The following is a 23,102-nucleotide window of genomic DNA, read 5'->3' as shown; positions in this document are numbered from 1 at the left end:
GTTTGGAAAATATCACAGAATCAGCGTTATCAACCTTATTCTTCAGGGAATGCAACCGCAGGACGAAATTTGATTGTGTCTTTGAAGTATAGTTTGTAACAATCGCGAATCTTAAGTAAGTTTACCCCTGTTTTAACTTATCAATAGTTATTTAAAAAACAATATAAAAGTCGTTCCTGCTTTAGGTTTTGAATCAACCGTTATTTCACAGTCGATTGCTTTTGCTAAATCGCGAATTAAGTGTAATCCTAATCCTGTTTTTATTCCTACAACTTCATTATCGTCATACAAAGCCTTGAATTGTTCTTGAGAACCACCAGAGCCATTGTCAGAAATCGACAAAAAGGTTTTATTATTTTCTTTCCAAGCTTTCCAAACAATAATAGGTTTTTCGGTATGTTCCATTGCTTTTATGGCATTGCCTGTTAGGTTTCTAATGATGGTTTTGAGGTAGCATTCGTCAGTTATAATATGAATGTTTTGTTTATTTTCAAATGATAATTGCACTTTTTCCTCACTAAAAAAATGGCTTTTTGTGTCTTCGAAAAGTGAATTTATCGCAATATTTTTAGGTTGAGGTTTAAAATTCTCCATTTGGCCTTTGCTCCAAAGCAAAATATCTTCCATGGATGTGAGAAGATTTTCGGCAGATACCATTGTTTTATTATTCAATCTGGTTTTACTTTCCTCGTTAAGCAATTCTGGAGCATCATTTTGAAGATGCAAGAAATGAATCAAATTAGCAACCGGACTTCGTAAATCGTGATTTAAAATTCCAAAAAATTGTGCTTTTATCTTGTTTGATTGATCAAGTTCGGTATTTAAAAGTTGTAATTTTTGATTGACTTTTTTGCGGTTCATACTTTGAAAAAGCAGTAAAAATCCAATAACGCCAAGAAGTGAAATGCCAAGAACCAAATACCATTTCTGTCTATCTTTATTTTCTAAAGTCAATTTATTAATTTTCAATTCTTTATCGCGGAGCTCTATCTCTCTTTTGTCTTCAAGGTTTTTTATGGTTTCTCTGTTGTCGGAATTAAAAATAGAGTCTTTATAAAAGACTGAAGATTTGTGATAGTCTAAAGCACTTTTATAACTGTTTTTCAATTCTTCTATAGATGAAAGTTGATTATAAACAATATATAAATTACTTATATCGTTCATTTTTTTATAAATATCTAGGGCTTCAAGACTATTTGTGGAGGCTTTATCCAATAATTTAGTTGCAGTAGCCTTGTCATTTTCTTCCTTTGCCATTTGTAAGTAAAAACCACCTAAATTACTATAGTTGATACCAATGATATTAGGGCGATTGATTTCTTTGGCCAGCGCTAAAGATTTAGTGCCATATTCTATGGCCTTCTCATAGTCTTTCAATTCGAAATAAATGGCAGATGATGAGGCCAAATTGACTGCGATTCCTACTTTATTTCCCAGTTGCCTATCAATTTTCAGTGCTCTATTAAAATAGTCAATCGCTTTATCATTTTCTTTTAAGTAGAGATAAGCATTCCCTATATTTCTCAAATTCTTGGACATGCTCAATTTAGCATCCATTTTCGTATTGAGCTTTAACGCTTTTTCATAATATTCAATGGCTTTTTTGACATCATTTAAATTGAAATAGTTGACACCAATGTTTGAAAGTACCTTCGCTATGTTTTCTTCATCTTTTAATTCCTCACTCAATTTCAATGCTTGAAAGCAATAATCAAGCCCTTTGGAATAATCTCCTTGAGAAGAATAGTACACTCCCAAGCTTTTTAAAGTCAGATTATTTATCTTTTTATTATTAGTTACTTGCAATGCTTTTAGATAATAATCTTTGGTTTCAGAAAAATTTCCTTCTGAAAAATAATTCATTCCAATAGCATTATAAGATTCTGCTATGCCATCATTCCATTGTATTTTTTTGGCAAGAGTAAGTGCTTTTTGTCCGTATTGTAAACCTTGAGAAGCATTAAAATTTTGATGGGCAACAGCCAATTTATTTAAAGTCGCAACCTTCAAAGTATCTTCCGACATTTTAGGCAACTCCACTAACAAAGAATCAATGAGTGCTTGACCTTCCTTTTGGGAAAATGAAATCAATGTGAAACAAAGCATCAAGAACAGTAATATTTTTTTCATAATAAGAAAGCAAGACTGTCTTTATAACTTCTTCCGACAGGAATTGAAACATTGTTTTTTAATTCAATTTCCTGTGAACCAATTTTTTGAATGTATTGTTTTTGAACTGCATAACTTCTATGGATTCTTACAAAAGATTGAAAATGCGTTTCCTTTAAAAGTGCGCCAATAGTAGATAACACACAATGTCTTTTTTGATTGGTGACCACAAGTGTATAATCCTTTAAGGCTTCAAGATACAGTATGTCGTGCAGTTTTACTTTGGTTTGTGTGTGACCTTCTTTAATGTAAATAGTATTGCCTCCAATGCTGGATTCAAAAAGTTGGGATTTTAGTTTTATTTCCATAAACTCTTCAATGCGCTTCATAGTTTGGGAGAAACGCTCAAGTTTTACGGGCTTCACAATAAAGTCTAAAGTGTCCAGTTCAAAACTCTCCACAGCATGTTCAGGATGGGCTGTAATAAAAACACAAACAGGAATTTCAAGCGCTTTTTGTCTCAATTCCATACCAGTTAATCCTGGCATATCTATATCAAGAAAAAGGATGTCAATTTTTTCTTTTTCAATAGTTGAGAACGCCCTTTCTGCAGATTCAAAAGCACCAAGAATATTAAGAACGGGAAATTTCTTTGCAAAGGATAGCACGGTAAGTCTATCAATCTCGTCATCATCTATAATGATACAATTGAACGTTGCCATTTAGGAATGATATTTCTTCAAATGTAAATATAAATCCTTACTAATCAATAGACGTCGTCTGCATATTTAAAACGTCGTTCGTCTATTGCCACTATTTTAAAGATTGCCAACAACCTACTTTTGAGAAAAATATTTAAATAAATTAAAATGTCAAACACAAAAACAATTATCGAAGAATGGTCGGTCAAAGACCTCGAGGATAACTCCGCCATCACCATTTCAGTCATAAGTTGCACGGAACTTGGTAATGAAAACAAGCCAGGTTTGCAAGTAGTATTTATGGGAAACATCGTAAACTTTGAACCATTGGCTGTAGAACGCTGGGCGTATCAAGCGAGCAAGAAAGATACTAACGACTATTTGTTGGAAGACCATTCTTGGATGGTCCATGAAGATCAATTTGTGAAAACGTATCTACTGATTAGTCCAAATTTAAAAGCAAAAGTAGACGTGAAGACACGTAGTTCGAAAATCATCTCGAAAGAATATGACTTGCCTTTTGTTTTGGAGTAATTCAATTATAAAATCAACAATCAAAATAAGATAAAAAATGCTTAAAATATTATGGATTCTTGTAGGTCTTAATGCCATCGCGTTAATTGTTCTTATTATTTATTATTATGTAGATACCAGCGATAGAAACGTAGATGCTATAGAAAGTGGCTGGTTTTATGTATTAGTGATTGTTGGATTGCTGGTGCTATTGTTAGCTGCAGTTCCTCTGCATTATGGACATTCGGCATTTAGCAAAGTTATAGGTGGGTTTTTTGCGGTTTTACCCTTGATAATTGGATTGGGAATTTTAATTTCCAATAATCTTCCTTCCTTTAAACAGGAAAAATCAGAAGCAGAAACATATTACAAGGATAAAAAACAAATCGCCATTGCTTCAGCCATTGAAAACAACGATACAATTTCGTTAAAAGGATTGATAAAGGAACAAAATTTGAACATACAGGGCATTGAAGTTTGGGGTTGGCCTGGTTTAAATTATTTGCAATTTGCTGTAAGGTTGAAAAGTAACCCAGAACTTATTCGAATACTTATTGCAAATGGTTCTGACCCGACACCTGCATTGGATGAGGCAACTCAATATTTGCCACCAGAGATAATTGCTGATTTTTTAGCCGCAGGTGCCAATCCCAATGTTCATAGTTTAATAGACGGTTATCCGGTTTTATTCCGAATGATTGGAAAAAGCAGTAAGAGGGAAAACGATATTGCTATTTTATTGATGCGCAGCGGAGCAAACGTAAATGCAAAACGCGAAAACGGTTTTACACCAGTCATGTTTGCGGCGTATGAAGTAGGCACCAATGTGGAGCGGGCCGATACTTGGCGAGTGGTGCGTTACCTTTTGGAGGATGCAAACGCCGACTACAATTATACCACCTCTAACGGTTACAACTTGACAAACATTATTGAAAAAATCATTGTAGATGCGCAAGCTGAAAAAATTACAATGCCACCAGATTTTGACAAGGTAGTGGTATGGTTAAAACAACACAATAAGGATACAATGCCAGCAATGGAAAATTAATTTTGTTTCAATGCATAATAGTGCGCAACCTATTTAGTATCATACTTTAAAAAATTAATTAATGGGGATTAATTTATTGATAGGGCTCGGCGAAAGTCGAGTCTTTGATTACTGAAAGTAAAAAAATGTTTCAACAGTAAGAACCTTATTTGTATACATAGAAAACCAATTAGGGTTAACCAAAATAATATAAAACAACCAATGGAAATTTCAAATTTTTTAAATACTAAACCACTAGACGAAAATAAGTCAAAAATGATAGTGAATTACGTCTATACCAGTGTCAAAACTCAAAAAGGCATTCGTGTAGAAGATGCGATATGTTTAATATCCACAATAGTCGCTGAACGATGTATCGAAGCCGCGAATGAATATTCAATAAACGACCACAACTTTGAGCCGGGTTCAGCACTATTTTCAGATAAAATCAATGAATTGCTTGTTGGGCCAATCAATGTCAACAATTGGAATCAGTTACCAAAAGAGTGTGTCTTTGGACAAATCAAAAGCAAAATCGATTGGCAATTTGAATCTGATTTTTTTCCATCTTTGACTGAAATTTTTGAAAATTACGCTAAAAACGTGGGCGAAAAAGAATGGGGAAACCTCAACTTAAGAGTTCCAGATAACAACAAACCATTTTTATTGCCACTACAAGCCGGATACGAATCGAGAAAATTCATAAATAAAAACTTCCATACTGAAAGCACAAAAGAATTATTAGAAATAACATTAAATGCAATGGCTATGATTCTTATAGAAACAAAAATGGCATTATATCCAGCAATTACGTTAACAATGGTTTTCGAGATTATAAATGGAATGTCAAAAACCGCAACTATGACGGATAAAAGAATGGAGGGATTGAAAAGGTAGATTGAAAATTACCTTTAATCTCCAAAAAAACAACAAGCAAGCAATTTTATGAAAACAACACAAAGTCTAATTTTCTTCTTTCTGTTTACTGTATTTTTTCAACTTGCATTTTCACAGGACAAGGTTGTCTCTGACATAGAGTTGTATCGCAAGACGATTTCCAATAAACATAAAAGTCCGTTCACAAAAATATCGAAAGAGTTTTTTAATCAGCAACTTGATACTTTGATTTCAGAAGTAACAGAGTTAGATAAAGAACAAGTTATCGTCAGATTGTTAAAAGTAAACGCATCAATTGGGGATGAACATACCATAATGTTTCCTAACGCCGATTACTACCTTCCTTTTCAGTTCAAATTTTTTGACGAAGGAATTGCAATTACTGTTACAGATAGTTTGCATACAAAATATTTGCTTTATAGGGTACTTTCAATAGATGATACTCCTACTGCAGAAATCATTTCCTTATTGAAAACGACTATCAAACAAGACAATCCTTCATATTCCAAATTCTTTGAAGCATTTTATTTTAATGACACTTCCATTCTACAAGGACTTGGCATCATCAAAAATCTTCAAGAAGTAACATTTAGGCTCTTATCACCACAAGGGGACACAGTAATTACCACGGTGAGTGCAATTAAAAAAGAGGTTATTACAAATTGGAAATATGCAGCGCCTTACAAGCAGATTTTAGCATATACTAATGTCAGCAATTACTGGTTTCAATACAATGAAAGCAAGAAGGTACTTTATTTCAATTATAGGAGTTGCGCTGAAAGCGAAAATGAATCTTTTGCAGCGTTTAACAAAAGACTATTTGCGGTCATTAATGAAAAAAAGCCTACAAAATTAATTTTAGACTTGAGATTTAATGGTGGTGGTAATTCAGCCATATTAAATCCGTTCATAGCGGCCATTAAAAAAAGTGTTTTGAATACTAAAAATAGTTTTTTTGTTGTGATAGGACAAAAAGTTATGTCCTCATCATTAATGAATGCAATTGAGTTAAAGAAGTCAACAAATGCAACATTTGTAGGAGAGCCTACAGGAGGGAATATAAATCACTTTGGAGAGATTAAAAATTTCGAATTGCCTACTCTAAATATGAGAGTTACTTATTCTACAAAATACTGGGAAAACTGGAAAAACAAGGAAGGTTCATTAACTCCCGATATATTTATTTCAAATTCATTTTATGACTTTATAAAAGCCAATGACAAAGCAATTGAAAAGATTTTGGAATGACTTATAAAAATTGGAAAAAGAACAAATTAAAAACACATGGAGATAAAAAATAAATCATATTTCAAAGATGCGAAAGCTGACATTGAATATTTTGAAAATTGGGCCGATAATTTAGAGACTCATAATGGTAGAACATACGAACGATATGAAATAGCAACTTCACTCGGGAAAACGCAAGTTTGGGGTCTCAATACCAATGAAACGGACCTTGACACACTCGTTATTTTTCCTGGAGCAAGAACGACTTCCTTAATTTGGGACTTTGACAAAGGATTGGATAACCTAAATCAAAAACTGAAAATATATATGGTTGAGACGAACGGTTTACCAAATTTAAGTCATGGTGAAACTCCCGATATTCGTTCATTGGACTACGGTATTTGGGCTGCAGAATTATTTGAAGCTTTAAAAATAGAGAAGGCTTTTGTTGCTGGTGCCTCATTTGGCGGGCTGATTTGTATGAAATTAGGAATTGTAAATCCAGAAAAAATCAGTGCTGCATTTTTGCTCAATCCTGGCTGTCTTCAGCCCTTTTCATTGTCGTTTAAAAATCTATATTACAACCTATTGCCAATCATTAAACCTAATACTAAAAACGTTCTGAAATTTCTGGACACAGCTGTTTTTTCAAAACCGAATCATCAGTTATCTGAAAATTCAGAACGAATGTTGGTTGATTATGAAGTTTTTGCAATCAGTCGTTATAAAGACAAGACCCAAAAGCCATATTATATGGATAAACAATTGGGCGACGTTAAAGTCGACACATATCTTCTTGAAGGCGATAAAGACTTATTATTTCCGTATCAAAAATCCATTGACAATGCAAAAATCCATATTAAGACATTGAAAGAAGTAAAAGTATTTAGCAATGTTGGACACGGAATTGAAACCTATGATAAGGCTCTGAACTATATTGGAGAAATTATAAAAAACTATCATCAACATCGGTTATAAAACATTGATTGTGAGTTAATTATTATAAGTTACATAGCTCCGAATAATGGTAAATTCTTAAATTTGTATAACAAAATGTAATAAATTCGTTATGAAAAAATCCACTCCAGTTTCAGTATATACCATTTTAGGATTATGTTTTTCTTTTTTGATTCCATTCATAGTTCTACTTGCGTTTCGGTCAATATCACCTGACCCGCTGACTAATTCTTTTGTAATTATTAGGGAATTGGCTCTGTTCTCAATATTGGGTATTTTAATTCTAATAATTTTTAAAGGTGAAAAATTAAATCTCGCATCTATAGGCCTGCATAATAGGCATTGGGGGAAATCGATTTTATGGAGTCTTTTAATTATGGTTGTTTTTATTGCCGTGGTTTTGGGTTGCCTCACTTTATTTAAAGTAATTGGTATTTCCTATGGACAGGGTGATGGTAAGTACAATCAAGTTTCTCTCTGGGTTGTGTCCTTCATGATGCTAAGAGCGGGAATTTTTGAAGAAATTTTTTACCGTGGATACGTCATGGAGAGACTATATAAAATAAATAGTAATTGGCTTGTGTTTTTTCTTTTTCCATCTGTAGTGTTTGGACTAATGCATTATCAACAAGGTATCGGTGGAATAATAATTGCGACTTTGGGTGGACTTGTCATGTCATCCTTTTATTGGAAAACCCGAGATTTAAAAGCTGTTATGATTGCCCATTTTATGGTTGACTTTATACCGAATGTACTTATTCCTCTAATTGGTGGAGACATGTAATCGATACTGAACTCAATAAGATTTGCTATGCTTTGAACGCTGATGGATTTTAAATTCGGTTGAAGTGCAAAACTGACATTTAGTTGGTTATATGATTTTACGATTCTCATAAAAAACCTATGTTGCAAATGATAAACAAAGTAAAGATTACCAATACCGAAATTCTATCCGATAATTGGTACACATTAAGAAAAATTACCTACCAATATTCAAAGAAAGATGGTTCAATTCAAACGCAAAGTAGAGAAGCTTATGATAGAGGAAATGGTGCAACGATTTTGCTATATAACAAAGAGCAGAAAACGGTTATTCTTACAAGACAGTTTCGACTTCCAACATTTGTAAATGGTAATGAAACAGGAATGTTAATTGAATCTTGTGCAGGTTTATTAGATAAAGACAACGCCGAAGATTGTATCAAAAGAGAAACAGAAGAAGAAACAGGATATAAAATTACAGAAGTACGTAAAATATTTGAAGCGTATATGTCACCAGGTTCTGTAACTGAAATATTATATTTTTTCATTGCGGAATATTCAAAAGACATGAAAATATCCGAAGGTGGCGGAGTGGAACACGAAGAAGAAAATATTGAAGTTTTGGAAATTGCAATTGACCAAGCAATGAGAATGATAGAAACCGGAGACATAAAAGACGGAAAAACAATCATGTTACTTCAACATATAAAACTTAATAATATACTATAATATTAACAATTTAAAATTATGATGATACTTATATCTGGTCCTTATCGAGGAGGAACAAATGACGACCCAGTTTTAATAAAAAAGAATTTAGATAAACTTGAAGCAGTTGCCTTACCCTTGTTCTACAAAGGACATATTCCTATTATTGGAGAATGGGTAGCTCTTCCCCTGATGCACTTGGCAGGTTCAAAGGAAATTGGTGCCAGCGTTTGGGATCAAATCCAATACCCAGCTGCACATCGTCTTCTTGAAAAATGTGATGCCGTTCTCCGTATTGAAGGTACATCAAAAGGAGCGGATGAAGATGTTAGAATTGCAAAAGAACGAGGCTTAAAAATTTATTATGATTTGGACGAAATTCCCAATTCGACCTACTAATAAATGGCAACTAATACCTTTGCAAACATAGGAATTATAGGGATTAATCTACGTATAAATTATTGTGGTAGCAGACAGTTTGGTACTGCTAAATTGCCAACTTCTTTACATCTAGTGAAATTCATGCTGTGAAAAAACCAAGCCAAAAAGTGGCGTTATTCAGAAGCACTTAAAGAAAAATTTGATGTAGACGATGCTCAGACATATATTTTTAGTTAATTCACAAACTAACTTTAGTGGTACTTTTAGCAAACAACAAATACAAACAAGGAAATAAAAAATAAATCGTTCTTCAAAGACGAAAAGAACGACCTAATTTATTTTGAAAATTGGGTAGAACAACTAGAGAAAAATAACGACCGACACTACGAGCGATATGAAATTGAAACCTGCCTTGGTAAAACACACGTTTGCGGACTTTTTACAAAAGAAGAACACTTAGACACCTTAGTAATTTTTCCAGGAGCAAGAACAACCGCTTTAATATGGGACTTTGATAAAGGACTAGACAACTTCAATCATAAAATGCGCATTTTTATGGTAGAAACTAACGGACTTCCAAATTTAAGTGGTGGTCAAACACCAGACATTAAATCTTTGGACTATGGCTACTGGGCAAACGAAGTTTTAGAAAAGTTGAAAATCGAAAAAACATATATCGCTGGTGCTTCTTTTGGCGGATTAATATGTATGAAACTTGGAATTGCAAATCCTGAAAAAATCAAAGCTGCATTTTTACTAAATCCCGGTTGCTTACAGCCTTTTTCTTTGACATTTAAAAATCTATATTTTAATCTTCTACCAATACTAAAACCAACTGAAAAGAATGTATTGAAATTTCTTGACAAAGCTGTTTTTTCAAAACCCAACCATAAACTCTCTGAACGCTCTGAAAAAATGCTGGTGGAATACGAAGTTTTTGCCATTAGCCGTTACAAGGACAATACACAAAAACCATATTATATGGATAAACAACTTGAAGAAGTTGATGTTGATATATATTTACTTGAAGGGGATAAAGACCTTTTATTTCCATTTAAAAAGTCTATTGAAAATGCAAAAAGACAAATAAACAAATTGAAAGAAGTAAAAGTATTTAATAATGTCGGGCACGGAATTGAAACACACGATAAGGCTTTGAACTATATTGGAAAACAAATAAAAAACTACCACTAACAGCAAAGGCTTCGTTGCGTCTGAAAGACATACTATGAAGCCGCGGTTGAACGGAACCGGCAAAAGTGGCGGTTCAGTACTCCGCAGACAGTTTTGTGGCTAATCAAACATTGGTTCTCCGCATCAAGTTTGGTGGTGAAAATCGCCACCTCGGTAGGCGCCAAAACTTTGGCAACAATTTAATGAACAGCGTAACAAAGCAAAAGACCAGTCGTCCTATGAAAAAATATTTATCAATGAAAAACCTTGTTATTGTTTTAATACTAATTTCGATATGCTCTTGTAAACAACAAAATAAAGAAAGGAATAATTCAGAAATTGAATTTGAGTTAGTTGGAGTACAAAAGTGGTTTAATGCTTGGAAATTAACTGCAAATGACATTTTGAAAATTCAACCTCACGAGCCACCGTTGATGTTGTTTTTTGATGACGAATATGTATATACGAATTCAAACGAACCACCTAAAAACAGTATTGAAATAAACGGTCCAAAATTTTTCGGAAAAGAGCTTAATTGGACTAAATTCAAACACAATGACAGTCTTACACTTCCCACGAACCAACGAGTTCCAATCGGACTTATGTCGTTTACTGCACCAATTAGTAATGGCTCGGAAAAAGCATTTTTTGTTATGGGTGTTCCTTTATTTTGGAAAAATGCTAAAGTAACGAGCAAAGAACTTGGAGATGAAAATTTATATACAAGCGTTTTCCTTCACGAATTTGCACATACCCAACAAAACAAAATATTTGGAGTAAAACTTGACCAGTTTGACCGTGATAATAAATTTAAGCTTGAGTTGAGCGATGATATGATTCAAGAAGACTTTGAAAAAGACAGTATTTATACAAAAAAGATTAAAGCAGAAATAAACATGTTTTATGATGCCTTTCATGCCAATAACATTTTAGAAACCAAACAATTAGCCACCAAAGGATTAGAAATGTATAATAGAAGACAAAAAGAATATTTCGTTAATGATAGAGCAATCTATAATACACTTGATGATTTTTTTTTAACAATGGAAGGAATCGGACAATATACTACTGTGGCTTGGTTAACCCATCCAAAAGGCGGAAATTTAGATATTCAAAAAGCTGTTAAGGGAATGAGGCGTGGTGGTAAATGGTGGTCACAAGATGAAGGTCTTGCAATGTTTCTGATTTATGCGAAAATATCAAATCCAGAATTAGGAAAAGAAATGTTTGGGTCTGATTTAAATATGATTAATCAACTTTTAGAAAAGCAATTAAAATAAAAACTAGTTGCCAATAACTAAGTATATGGCGCACCGATAGGCTAGCGCTATATAATTTGTTGACTGATCCGGATTTTGTAGATAAGGCGGAATTCGAGAAGTTTGCGAGAACCTTGGCAAGGAAGAAGGTTTTTGTTGTGCCACTTTTAGTCTCGTTTTTTTGTAGAAAACTAAATATTGAACGTAGCCTTAGTGTAACATCTCTGTTTTTATGTTGAAAATCTGATTTGAAATGGCATTCCTAAATCTAATATAGAAATAAACATGCAATTTTTGTTTTACAAAAACTAAAAAAGATCACAATACATCTCATTGTCTCAACTGATAGTTTCTCTTGATAAAACTAATGCTCATTCCAATAATTATAAGTGCGCTTATCTGTAGCATATAATATGAATGATGTTCAAACCCCCCGAAATAGTCAACCAAAACAATACCATTGATATTGGCATAGGTTATCATAAAAAACAAAACTTCAAACAGTTTTGTTCCTTTTGATATAATGCCGAATAAAGCTGCTGACACCACGATTAGAATTCCGCCTAATGTTACGGAGACTGCTTCCGAAAAATTTGATAGCAGTCCTAACCGGACGATTAACGGCAACGCTGTCAATAGCATTAAAACGATACCAGCTAATAATTGTGACACAAATAACCTACTAATCGGTCTGTAAGATGCTAATGAAAAATACTGAATATTGTTAGTTATTTCTTTAGTAGTTAAGTCGGATAATCGGCTAACTTGCAAAAACCAAAGTATTGGAAGAACCATTTGATGAGCTATTTTTAATGGAAGTACAGCCAAAAGAATCATTCCTGTTAAATTAAGTAGCCAAAGCCATCTTTTACCTTTTCTCAACAACAGCAAAAATTCTGTCTTTACCAATGGAAGAATAGCGAAGTTTATTTGAGGTTTTGGCAGGCTGGGCAGACTTATTTCTTTTATTACTTTTTGTCTTTCTATAATGGGTTCTAACTTCTTTGAAGCTGCTTGCTCTTTGACATTGAACCTATGGAATATGGGAGATATTACTACAATTATAATTGTACCAAATAAAATTAGAACCAATCGACTAAAGATGAATTTTGTAGGAAAATCAATTCCATTGAAATGAAATTTTTTGCTTTCGTCCCTATTTCCCATAGTATAACCAATTGTCAAATTTGGTTTTTCATCAGATTTGGAAATCTCTCTAACCTTTTCTTCCAAATTGCGCAACACACTATCGTTCCCGAAAAAATCCAGTGAAGCGTCACTTCCTGTTTTAGCTGACAATGACATAATGGTTGTGAATAAAAAGAAGAATGCAACATTTTGCAGCACTGAATAGGTTCCGAATAAGACTTCAAAAACGACAGCTAAAACAGAAATTAAGAACATCGTCGGAATTGTGATAAAAAAATAAGGTTTTATAAATTGAAATGGTTCGAAAGGAAATCCATCGTTATAGAGCATGAAAAGAATTATACTCATTGTAAATACAATGCAAATGATGGTCATTAGTACTAAAAAGTTGCTTAAAACTTTTGAAAACAAATATTTGAAATTGGAAATAGAAGTGGATGCAACGATTTGACCAACTTTAAGGTCAATATCTTTTTTAATGCCACTATTAATAAGATAAAAACCAACAAGCGACAAAAAGACACTCGCCATAATTGCCGTGATATAACCAAACCAAGCCGAATTGTAATAACCAACATAATCTGCAATTCTTATTGTGGTATAATTGGTGTTTGGTTCAGGAACAAATGTATAGGCTATGGCCAAACTTGCGCACAAGGTTATTAAAAACGAATAACTTCTGGTTCGTTGCAAATAATCGGATTTTATAATGGTGAAAAATGAATTCATAATTCAAAGTTTTGTAAGAGTTATTGGTTGAAAATTTTAGGCAGACTAAAGACAAAATTTTAATTTGTTCTAATTAGATATAAATAGGCATCTTCTAAATTCGCTTGTTTGCTTTTTGACATGTCTACGGGCTTTTCAGAAATATAACGCACCAGTAACCTCCCCTCTTTTCGGCTTGTACTGACTACAATATGTACGGTTTTAAAAACTGACAATTGTTCTTTTTCAATGATAACCTCGTATACTTTGTTTTCTACATATTTAATGACATTCTCTTGATTGCCATAAGTCAGCAATTGGCCGTTTTTCATGATGGCTACTTGGTCTGCAATGGTATCGATATCAGATACAATATGCGACGATAGGATGACGATACAATCATTCGCCAAATCGGAGATTAGATTTCGAAAACGTACACGTTCTTCTGGGTCTAAACCTACGGTTGGCTCATCAAAAATTATAATCTTGGGGTCATTCAATAAGGCCTGTGCAATGCCGATTCTTTGTTTCATTCCACCCGAATAGGTTCCAATAGGTTTTTTAGCATCGTCAATTAAATTTAATCCTTCTAACAATTGAGCAATTCTCATCTTTAGATTTTCGCCACCAACGCCTTTCATGGCTGCCATATATTCCAAAAACTCAAAAGCGTTCAAATTAGGATACACGCCAAAATCTTGAGGTAGAAATCCGACCTGTTTTCTCATATAGTTGGCATCTTTAATAATGTTGTTTTTATTTAAAGTTATAATACCGTCGGTAGGTTTGCTCACTGTTGCTATCATTTTTAACAAGGTCGATTTCCCTGCGCCATTTGGCCCAAGCAAGCCTAAAATCCCGTTTTCTATTGTTATGGAAAAATCTTTTATTCCGTATTTGCTTTTGTTGTATTTTTTCGAGACATTATGAATTACTAATTGCATTTTTTATAGGTTTAATTGTTACATCAAAATTGAGAAGTTTGGTTGTTAAACAAAAATAAGAATGACCAACCATCTTTTAAAAATGACTAAACCCTCTTATAACCTTTATCACTTAAAAAAGAAGGTTCAAACTTAAACGAGTGCCTTTTGTCATTAAAAAATGCAATGAGAGTTATAATATGCTATTTTTGAAATAATTTTTTATACAAGCAGAATGTCGAAATTAGATACATGGATAGATAATAAAATTATTCAAAATGTCTTCTATTTGGTTTTTTCTTTTTTTAATTTTATTGTCGGTTATTCAAGCTGAAAATAGAGTCTCTTCTTCTCTATTGATTATACTTTTATTGGCTCCTTCCGTGTATGTTAACAACTTGTTTATCCTTCCTTTTTTTGCTAAAAACCGAATTGTATTTTTCCTTCTATTCATTCTGAATGTTCTACTATTTACCATAATCGCAGTTTTTCTTATCACAGTCGTAACAAATCAGCCATTTAAGGGAAATATGTTTATCAACTTTTTAGGAGTGATGGTCTTGGCATTAATTTTTGCTTCAACGATTAAAATTGCAAGGGATAGTTTTACGAGAAGACAACAAGAAAAAGAAGCAGAATTAAAATTAGCTAAAAGACACAACTGAATCCCCATTTTTTATTCAATACACTAAATAACCTATACGGTCTATCCGTAACCAAATCAGATAAGTTACCAAGTTTGATGCTAAAGTTGTCGGATTTATTGCGTTATAGCTTGTATGAAACTAAAGAAGCTATGGTTTCATTGGAAAAAGAAATTCACTATATGGAAAATTACATGGAGTTGGAAAAAATCCGGTTGGAAGACCAAACAGAGATTGTATTCGAAAATAAAGTAAATGATATAACAAAAAGAATAGCACCTATGATGTTAATTGTTTTTGTTGAAAATGCCTTCAAGCATTTAAGTGTTTCTGGAAATAAAAAAACCGAGTGTTGTCTCAATCGAAATAGATAGAAGCAACTCTTTTTTAAATGTGTCAATACGTTTGATAGTGATACTTTTCAAATAGAAGATACTATAGAAAAGGGGAAAAGTGGCATAGGACTTTTAAATAGTAAAAAAACGGTTATCATTAATTTACCCCGAGAAGCACACATTGGAAATACAGAGAGAGAAAAACGAATATTGTGTATCTTTAAGTATCTATGTTTAAACAAGTAGTTGCCAAAAAAAAATAGATGAAAACATTGCAATGCATTATCGCAGACGATGAGCCGATTGCTCGTCAAATTTTAGAAAATTATATTCAAGAAGTTCCCAATTTAGAATTGGCAGCATCTTGCAAAAATGCTTTTGAAGTGATGGAGGTTTTGCAGTCAACACACGTGGACATTTTATTTTTGGATATTAATATGCCTAAACTTTCAGGCATAAGTTTATTAAAATCACTACAGCAAAAGCCTGATGTTATTATTACGACTGCTTACCCTGAATATGCGGTTGAGGGCTTTGAGCTTTCAGTTGCTGATTATTTACTGAAACCCTTTTCATTTGAACGTTTTTTGAAGGCTGTTTTGAAAGTGCAGAAAAAATCTCCAACTCAAAATAGTACGGTGCCAATTGTTGAGGAAGAATTGACCACTTCATTATTTGTAAAGAGTGATAAGAAAATAATAAAAATTAACTTTAATGACATTCAATATATTGAGGCATTCGGTAATTATATCAAAATTTTTACCAATGAAATGATTTTAACACCACAAACACTATCAGATGTGTTGACCAAGTTGCCTAAAGAGTTTTTAAAAATACATAAATCTTATATTATAAATTTCAATCACTTAAAGTTGATTGACGGCAATCAAATTGTCTTATCTAACAGTGTCAAATTACCCATTGGGAAATCCTATAGAAAGGATGTTTTAGATAAGATTTAGTTCGTCAAGTGGTTCAAAAAAGCATCTTAAACCTATAACCCAAGCAAAATAAACATTCCAAACAATTGATTTGTTTTAAGTTCTCTTCAAACTAAAAAGATTACACAACCATCGAAAATGAACATACACTATAAACTTGATATAACACCAACAGCGGAACAAATTATCGCACTTTACGAAAATTCTGGGTTGCCAAGACCAACAAATGACAAAGAAAGGATAGAAAAAATGTTTCAAAATTCTAACCTCATTATTACAGCTTGGGACGACGAAGTTTTGGTAGGTGTTTCACGAAATATTACGGATTGGGTTTGGAGCTGTTATCTTGCTGACCTCGCCGTAAGACACGACTACAAAAAATTCGGAATAGGTAAAAAATTAATTGAGTTGACCAAAGAAAAAGTTGGTGAACAATGTATGGTTCTTCTACTTTCAGTACCCACAGCAATGGGCTATTATCCAAAAGTAGGTTTTACGAAACAGGACAGTAGTTTTATCATTAACCGAAAAGAATAGAATGGAACCAATAGAAATTTTCAAAAAATGGCTTGACGAAGAATTGAAACTATCAAAAGCAAGAATTTCTTCCGCAGTTAGTTTATCCACTATCGGAATGGATTCTTTTCCAAACGCAAGATTTGTTTCCTATAAAGAATTAATTTATAATTGCTTCATTATTACAGGTTCGCTAAATTCAAGAAAAGGAATTGAAATGGAGACTAATGACAAAGTGGCTTTGACATTTTGGTGGACAGAAACAGAACGGCAAATCAGAATTCAAGGAATAGCATCAAGATTATCCGAAGAACTTGCGGACCACTATTTCAGCGAACGCAACTTGAATTCCCAAGCTGTATCTTCGATTTGTGAGCAAGGAAAAGAAATTGACAATCTGGAACAACTGGAAAAGAAAGTATTGGAAAAAGTTTCGGAAAAGACCGCAATTACAAGACCGAATAATTGGGGTGGATTTTCAATTAAACCCTTACGAATTGAATTCATGGATTTCAAAAAGACACGCTATCACGATAGGAAACTTTACGAAATTGAAAATGGCGAGTGGAATTTAAAACAACTTCAGTCATGATAATGCAGATTTTACCGACTTTGATTTGGGAAAAGTGAAATTTACCTTTTTGAAGAAATACAAAGACATAAACGATTCAGACGAATAACCTACCTTTTTTCAACCCTACCATCAACCTTTTTTCAACCCCAACTTTCTTTCGTTTAATTTAAGTGCGACATACTTTTGTATCGACAAATGAATGTCAAACTAAAATTCAATACAATGAAAAATGAAATTTATTTATGAGCTCTACACTAATGTGCGGGCTTTTATGTTTTGCGTTTACTTTTAGCAACACAGAAATAAAATGGTTATGGACAGACAATACACCAGTAGCCATTGTATTAGGAGTAGTCACAATAATTCTCGAAATATTTTGGTTCAAAGAAGCGAAAAAATTAAAAATTGAAAGCTTAAAATAAGGCAGAAACAACAAAAGCTAAAAAAACACAAGTATGAAATCACTTATCTATTCTGTCATTTTTCTAATCGGCATTACTCATGCTGTACAAGTACAGGACACAAAAACAAGCGCACTCGTTTATGAATGGTTTCCACCAAAATCTCAAAAATTTCCTGCAGTGCTCGTTTTGGGTGGCTCTGAAGGTGGACTGAACTTTGGACAACAATGGGCAAAGGTATTGACACAAAAAGGTTTTGGTGTCATGGCGCTCGCCTACTTTGGCGAACCCTGTCTTCCTGCTCAATTGGAAGAAGTGCCACTTGAATATTTCCAATCTGCCTTATCCAAATTAAAAACATTGCCTGGTGTAGATGGCAATCACATCAGCGTCATCAGCGTATCCAAAGGAACGGAAGCAGCTTTGCTGTTAGCATCTGAAGACAAGTCAATCAAGTTAGTTGTTGCAGCTTCTCCCAGTCATGCGGTGTGGCAGAGTGTTAATCGTGAAGGATATGCTACTCCAAAATCTTCATGGACAAAAGATGGTCTTCCTTTGCCTTTTCTTCTTTATGATTATAGTCGTGGTTATTATCCCATCGTCAATTTCTATTTGGGTGCAATGGAAAAACAAATAGATGAAAAGACAATCATTCCTATGGAAAATTCAGCAGCAGTGGTTATTCTATTATCGGGAGGCCAAGATCAATTCTGGCCTTCCACTGCAATGGCAAATAATATTGAGCATCGATTAAAAGCTAAAGAATACAAATATGATGTAAAACATCTTGACTTTCCAGATGCAGGACACGGGTTCCTCGTTCCTTTCGCAACTGAAGAAGATAAAAAGCAAATTATTTCAAAGATGAATAACGTGATTGCCCACTTCGGTGGAACGATTGACGCCTTTAAAGAAGCCATGACCAAAAGTGTAGAATTCGTTTTGTCTCAACTTGAAAAAACTAAATAATCATGAAAATCAAAATCTTATCCAGCATCGATATTGGGTAAATCTAACCGCAGCTTTAGAGTGGAGCTTCGACAGGTGCAGATGAAATGGTGAACGTTGGAAGGCAAGAAAATAAAATAATCTTTCTTGACCAATCGGAAATACCGAGTGTTGGGAAATAATAGCTGCCATCAAAACTGTACATAAACGTTAGTCAGAATTATTGAAATGCACAACCAAATGATAAAACGTTACGGCAATTAAGGTTTAAAGCAAACATCAATAAGCGTGGTTTTTCTGAAATTGAAGCAAGAAAAAGAATCGACAAAGAGATGAAATAATATTACCATTTTGTCGAGCCTAATAAAAAATAGTCTGACGTTATGTTGAATGTTGATGAAAAATACAACTACAGCTAACACCTTATAAACCATGGCTTTGGATATACCCATTTGGAAAGTCTACGGATTCCCCAAAGCCATTTTTTATTTGGAGAGCTGTGCATCGAGACTCTCCACAGCCCAACCCAACACCCTTAAAATAGGATGTTCTTATTAACGAATTGGGCTCTTTTTTTTGAAAGGTTGGGATTATTAAGTGTCAACAGTAATTACTGTAAATAGACACTGTAGAAAAAATCATTGAATAGCTTGTTTATAGTCTTTATAAGTGGTTTCATAATAAATGAATTCATTAAGTTATTGAAATATATAAGAAGTCTGCACTACCTGTGTCAATCTGAAATATCCAAATGCCGTCTTTGATGGATTTGACGTATTAAGACAATTCCCTTTTAAACCTACAGGAGTTGAACCAAATGGCCCACCACCCGAATTTAGTTGCCCAATTAATATGTGCAGGTAATTGTAGTACTGTTGCGAAACTCCATAAAATTGAATATCTACCACATCGCCTGATACAAATTCTTCCTCATCGGATTCTTCATCATTGAATTTTTCAAAGTATGCAGACATTTGGTTTCCATTTGTAAATTCATCTTTTAAATCAAACAGGGCTGGAAACAAATCACCTTGCTCTTTAAACTTGAGTAAGTAAAAATTGGTTTCTGCGATTGGGTCGTTGAAGTAAATGGTCACATCCAAAGCTTCATCGTCATCACCGCCTTCTAAAGATTGTCTAACATCCTGAATATCCACCACTGGCATCAGTGTTTCATGAGCTATATAGGTGTCTCCATTATGGATAACTTCCAGTGTATAGGATTGATTGAGGATGGGTATGAAACTATCAGTCGTATAAAGACCATTGTTCTGGTCTATAAACACAAATACGGTTCCATCGGTATCATTGGTGACCTTAACTGATGAACCAATCACAGCAGTAATGCCATCGGCATCAAAATACGGTTTTGACAGACTCAATTTTATGGTTTGCTCATTGCCCAAGGTTCCCTTCTCCCAATCTAAAGAGGCTTCAATGACCAAGCGTGGTGCTGCAGCTGGTAGGTCTAAATCGATTACATCTTCACAAGACATGAATGTGAGTGTAATTACTAAAAATATATATTTTGCTAATGTTGTCATGATATTAAAATTTAAAATTATAGGTTACTGATGGTACGATACCAAAAATAGCTGTTCGAGTGGCTTCATTTTCGCCCGAATCCTTGTTTTGACCAAATGAAATTGAGGCTGCATTTTTACGGTTATAGACATTATAAATACCAAACATCCATTCACCTCTCAACTTATTATCCGGCTTTCTATTTGGCGTATATATGGCTGAAATATCCAACCTGTGATAATTAGTCAATCTATTGGCGTTTCTTTCAGAATAACTGGCAATGCTTTGTCCTTCATACTGATACTGCCCATTAGGAAAGGTTGCTGGTCGCCCTGTTTGGAACACCAAATTAGTGCCAAAGGTCCATTTGTCATTCCATTTATAAGCCCCTGTGAATGATATATCATGGGTTCTATCATAAGCAGTATTGTACCAATTTCCATTGTTGATACCAGGTCCTCCAGCGTTTCCTCCCAAGGCTCTTTGTTCTGATTTAGAAAGTGTGTAAGCCAGCCAGCCTGTAAAATCTCCCTTGCTTTTTCTTAATAACAGTTCCAGTCCATAGGCTCTTGATTCTCCATTTAGAATTTGCGTCTCAATATTGTTTTTACCAATTAAATCGGAACCGTCGATATAATCGATTCGGTTGTCAACAGTTTTATAATACACCTCTGCTTCAAGTGCCAATGAATTATCTCTTAAATTTCTAAAATAGCCCATTGCGAACTGGTCAGCAATTTGGGGTTTGATGAATTTACCGCTTGGTGCCCAAACATCGAGTGGACTTACCGATGCCGTGTTTGACAGAAGATGTATGTATTGGGACACTTTATTATAACTGGCCTTAACTGATGAATTTTCATTGATTTGATAAGAGAGCGCCAAACGTGGTTCTAAATTGCTATAAGATTCAATCTCATCATCTTTTTTATAAACCGTCTCGCCTATAGCGGTTCCGCTTTCATAAACACCTAAAACGTCGTTGTAAACCACTGGTTGATTATTTTCATATTCGTTTAAGGTCTGACCACCCAATCTTGAAAACGTACTGAGTCTAATCCCATATTCTGCGGTTAGCACATCGGTAATTTTGTGTTCTGCATTTAGGTATAAGCCACTTTCCAAAGCGCGCTTTTGATCTAACTTTAAATAGTTTATTGAAGAATCATCGCCAGTGGGTTTTACTTCCCCAGGATTAAATTCATAATAAATTGTACTTGCTCCAAAATCAAAACTTATTTTGGGGCTGGTAAAGTATTTAAAATCATACTTGACATTGTAATTTTTGATATCCGAAACCCAATCCAATTGTTCAGCGTCGAAGATAACCTGATAATCATATTTACTGTAAATAAGTGATAGGTTTGAAAACAATTTTTCATTGAAAATTTTATTCCAACGTAAATTTCCAGATAGATTGCCATAGTTACTCTTAAAATTCCCAGAAAAATCAAAATTATCTCTACCAAAATAGCCTGATAGGAATATCTTATTGCTATCATTTATGTTGTAATTGGTTTTGAGATTAAGGTCGTAAAATGATAAGCTATTTTTTTCTCCTGCCATTTTTAAGAATAAATGTGCATACGAACTACGCCCTGCTACTAAAAATGATCCCTTATCATTATACAATGGCCCTTCGGCTGCTAACCGACTTGAAATTATACCAACGCCTCCTGTAAGAGCAAATTCTTTATTATTACCATCTTTTTGTCTGACATCTAATACGGATGAAACGCGTCCACCAAATCGTGCAGGAATGCCACCCTTATATAATTTGACATCTTTTATGGCATCGGCGTTAAAAACGGAAAAGAATCCTAATAGATGGGAAGTGTTGTAGATAATTGCTTCATCCAGAAGAACTAAATTTTGATCTGCTGCGCCGCCTCTCACATTAAAACCACTGGAGGCTTCTCCATTATTGGTGACTCCTGGTAACATTTGGATGGATTTGATAAGATCCACTTCTCCCAAAACAACTGGCATTTGCTTTATGGTAGTAGCATTTAACTTGGTGACACTCATTTGCGGTTTTTTGATGCTCACTTGCTCTGATTCCTCCGAAGTGATGACGACCTCATCTAATTGGGTAGAGTTTTCCGTAAGCTCAATGTCAAAGCTTTGATTTTGATCCAAGACAATAGTTTTGGAATAGTCAGTATATCCCATATAAGAGACTATCAGCGTGTAAGTGCCTTTTGGGGCGGTGAGAGAAAAGAACCCATATTCATTCGACGATACGCCCGTTGTGGTATCTTTAAAATACGCCGAGGCTCCAAATACGGTTTCTCCATTGTTTACATCCTTAATGGTACCACTTATGGTATAATTCTCTTGTGCTGATAAAAGTGATGTGAATAAAATAATTAGTAAGCTTAACTGTTTCATGATTTGATTGATTATTAAAATTGATATTAATTGTATTAAATCATTGATTTTATTTTCATGATTTATTTAAATTTTGCACAAAAGTAATTGTCAAGTAATCTTTAAAATAGAAGCAATAGATGAACGACGTTTTAATTATGCAGACAACATTTTAAGTTTAGTAACTATTTATATTTGAAGCTAAATCAATGATGAATTGCAACGTTTAATTCTATCATTATTGATGATAATAAGAGAGATAGACTTACGGTTCTTTCCTTTGCCAAGGAATTTTCTGGTCTTAATAGTCTTGCTCTTTTTTGAATCGGGAGAAAAGTTTTTATAATTATCGAAA

General features: G+C 33.8%; 22 protein-coding genes. 16 read left to right on the top strand and 6 right to left on the bottom strand.

From position 1 onward, the window contains the following. Positions 1-147 precede the first annotated feature (147 nt). Positions 148-2,130 (bottom strand): tetratricopeptide repeat-containing sensor histidine kinase, encoded by a 1,983-nt coding sequence (locus A9996_RS08005; protein WP_066433012.1) that lies wholly within the window; start codon positions 2,128-2,130, stop codon positions 148-150. Then, entirely contained in the window at positions 2,127-2,831 is a 705-nt protein-coding gene (locus A9996_RS08000) for a LytR/AlgR family response regulator transcription factor (RefSeq protein WP_066433010.1), read from the bottom strand. The genes A9996_RS08005 and A9996_RS08000 overlap by 4 nt, the downstream gene beginning before the upstream one ends. Positions 2,832-2,978: 147 nt before the next feature. Between A9996_RS08000 and A9996_RS07995 the strand changes: the two genes are divergently transcribed. The 10 genes from A9996_RS07995 (at position 2,979) to A9996_RS20100 (ending at position 11,735) form a co-directional block, all read left to right on the top strand. Beyond that, the gene (locus A9996_RS07995; RefSeq protein ID WP_066433008.1) at positions 2,979-3,344 is read left to right on the top strand and encodes a hypothetical protein; all 366 of its coding nucleotides are present in this window, start codon (positions 2,979-2,981) and stop codon (positions 3,342-3,344) included. A 37-nt stretch (positions 3,345-3,381) separates the two neighbouring features. Then, entirely contained in the window at positions 3,382-4,371 is a 990-nt protein-coding gene (locus A9996_RS07990; protein ID WP_066433006.1) for an ankyrin repeat domain-containing protein, read from the top strand. A gap of 201 nt (positions 4,372-4,572) precedes the next feature. Continuing rightward, entirely contained in the window at positions 4,573-5,247 is a 675-nt protein-coding gene (locus A9996_RS07985) for a hypothetical protein (protein WP_066433000.1), read from the top strand. A 48-nt stretch (positions 5,248-5,295) separates the two neighbouring features. Further along, positions 5,296-6,495 (top strand): S41 family peptidase, encoded by a 1,200-nt coding sequence (locus A9996_RS07980; protein WP_066432999.1) that lies wholly within the window; start codon positions 5,296-5,298, stop codon positions 6,493-6,495. A 36-nt stretch (positions 6,496-6,531) separates the two neighbouring features. After that, positions 6,532-7,452: a serine aminopeptidase domain-containing protein gene (locus tag A9996_RS07975; RefSeq protein WP_066432997.1), complete on the top strand. Its 921-nt coding sequence runs from the start codon at positions 6,532-6,534 to the stop codon at positions 7,450-7,452. Positions 7,453-7,543: 91 nt separating this feature from the next. After that, the gene (locus A9996_RS07970; protein WP_066432991.1) at positions 7,544-8,215 is read left to right on the top strand and encodes a CPBP family intramembrane glutamic endopeptidase; all 672 of its coding nucleotides are present in this window, start codon (positions 7,544-7,546) and stop codon (positions 8,213-8,215) included. A 128-nt stretch (positions 8,216-8,343) separates the two neighbouring features. Further along, on the top strand, positions 8,344-8,922 hold the full coding sequence (nudK, locus tag A9996_RS07965; protein ID WP_066433054.1) for a GDP-mannose pyrophosphatase NudK: 579 nt from the start codon (positions 8,344-8,346) through the stop codon (positions 8,920-8,922). Positions 8,923-8,940: 18 nt separating this feature from the next. Continuing rightward, complete coding sequence (locus A9996_RS07960) at positions 8,941-9,300, top strand: DUF4406 domain-containing protein (RefSeq protein ID WP_066432987.1); 360 nt, start codon at positions 8,941-8,943, stop codon at positions 9,298-9,300. Between the two features lie 537 nt (positions 9,301-9,837). Continuing rightward, positions 9,838-10,476, top strand: coding sequence for an alpha/beta fold hydrolase (locus tag A9996_RS07955; RefSeq protein WP_245905334.1), 639 nt, complete (start codon positions 9,838-9,840; stop codon positions 10,474-10,476). A gap of 95 nt (positions 10,477-10,571) precedes the next feature. Continuing rightward, the gene (locus A9996_RS20100) at positions 10,572-11,735 is read left to right on the top strand and encodes a hypothetical protein (RefSeq protein WP_211272641.1); all 1,164 of its coding nucleotides are present in this window, start codon (positions 10,572-10,574) and stop codon (positions 11,733-11,735) included. A gap of 309 nt (positions 11,736-12,044) precedes the next feature. Here the strand turns inward: A9996_RS20100 and A9996_RS07945 are convergent, their stop codons facing one another. Together A9996_RS07945 and A9996_RS07940 are read right to left on the bottom strand one after the other, a co-directional pair. After that, positions 12,045-13,592, bottom strand: coding sequence for a hypothetical protein (locus tag A9996_RS07945; RefSeq protein WP_066432984.1), 1,548 nt, complete (start codon positions 13,590-13,592; stop codon positions 12,045-12,047). Between the two features lie 59 nt (positions 13,593-13,651). Continuing rightward, entirely contained in the window at positions 13,652-14,515 is an 864-nt protein-coding gene (locus A9996_RS07940) for an ABC transporter ATP-binding protein (RefSeq protein ID WP_066432982.1), read from the bottom strand. A gap of 257 nt (positions 14,516-14,772) precedes the next feature. Here A9996_RS07940 and A9996_RS20505 point away from each other — a divergent pair, with 257 nt between their 5' ends. The 6 genes from A9996_RS20505 (at position 14,773) to A9996_RS07910 (ending at position 18,874) form a co-directional block, all read left to right on the top strand. After that, positions 14,773-15,159, top strand: a complete 387-nt coding sequence (locus A9996_RS20505) for a hypothetical protein (RefSeq protein WP_066432981.1) — start codon at positions 14,773-14,775, stop codon at positions 15,157-15,159. After that, on the top strand, positions 15,156-15,512 hold the full coding sequence (locus A9996_RS20500) for a sensor histidine kinase (RefSeq protein ID WP_248912330.1): 357 nt from the start codon (positions 15,156-15,158) through the stop codon (positions 15,510-15,512). The genes A9996_RS20505 and A9996_RS20500 overlap by 4 nt, the downstream gene beginning before the upstream one ends. Before the next feature lie 224 nt (positions 15,513-15,736). Then, a complete protein-coding gene (locus tag A9996_RS07925) occupies positions 15,737-16,435 on the top strand; it encodes a LytR/AlgR family response regulator transcription factor (protein ID WP_066432978.1) in 699 nt (232 codons plus the stop codon). Positions 16,436-16,552: 117 nt separating this feature from the next. Continuing rightward, positions 16,553-16,951 carry a GNAT family N-acetyltransferase gene (locus A9996_RS07920; protein ID WP_066432976.1) on the top strand — a complete coding sequence of 133 codons (399 nt, stop codon included), beginning with the start codon at positions 16,553-16,555 and terminating at the stop codon, positions 16,949-16,951. A gap of 1 nt (position 16,952) precedes the next feature. Next, positions 16,953-17,522, top strand: a complete 570-nt coding sequence (locus A9996_RS07915; protein ID WP_066432974.1) for a pyridoxine/pyridoxamine 5'-phosphate oxidase — start codon at positions 16,953-16,955, stop codon at positions 17,520-17,522. A gap of 437 nt (positions 17,523-17,959) precedes the next feature. Then, positions 17,960-18,874, top strand: coding sequence for an acyl-CoA thioester hydrolase/BAAT C-terminal domain-containing protein (locus A9996_RS07910; protein WP_066432973.1), 915 nt, complete (start codon positions 17,960-17,962; stop codon positions 18,872-18,874). A gap of 677 nt (positions 18,875-19,551) precedes the next feature. Here A9996_RS07910 and A9996_RS07905 read toward each other — a convergent pair. Together A9996_RS07905 and A9996_RS07900 are read right to left on the bottom strand one after the other, a co-directional pair. Further along, positions 19,552-20,397, bottom strand: coding sequence for a DUF4249 domain-containing protein (locus tag A9996_RS07905; RefSeq protein WP_066432972.1), 846 nt, complete (start codon positions 20,395-20,397; stop codon positions 19,552-19,554). A gap of 4 nt (positions 20,398-20,401) precedes the next feature. Further along, positions 20,402-22,768, bottom strand: a complete 2,367-nt coding sequence (locus tag A9996_RS07900) for a TonB-dependent receptor (RefSeq protein WP_066432971.1) — start codon at positions 22,766-22,768, stop codon at positions 20,402-20,404. Positions 22,769-23,102 lie beyond the last annotated feature (334 nt).

The sequence above is a fragment of the Gelidibacter algens genome, from assembly GCF_001678675.1.
Classification (GTDB): Bacteria; Bacteroidota; Bacteroidia; order Flavobacteriales; family Flavobacteriaceae; genus Gelidibacter; species Gelidibacter algens.
This window is presented reverse-complemented; position numbering and strand designations above follow the sequence as displayed.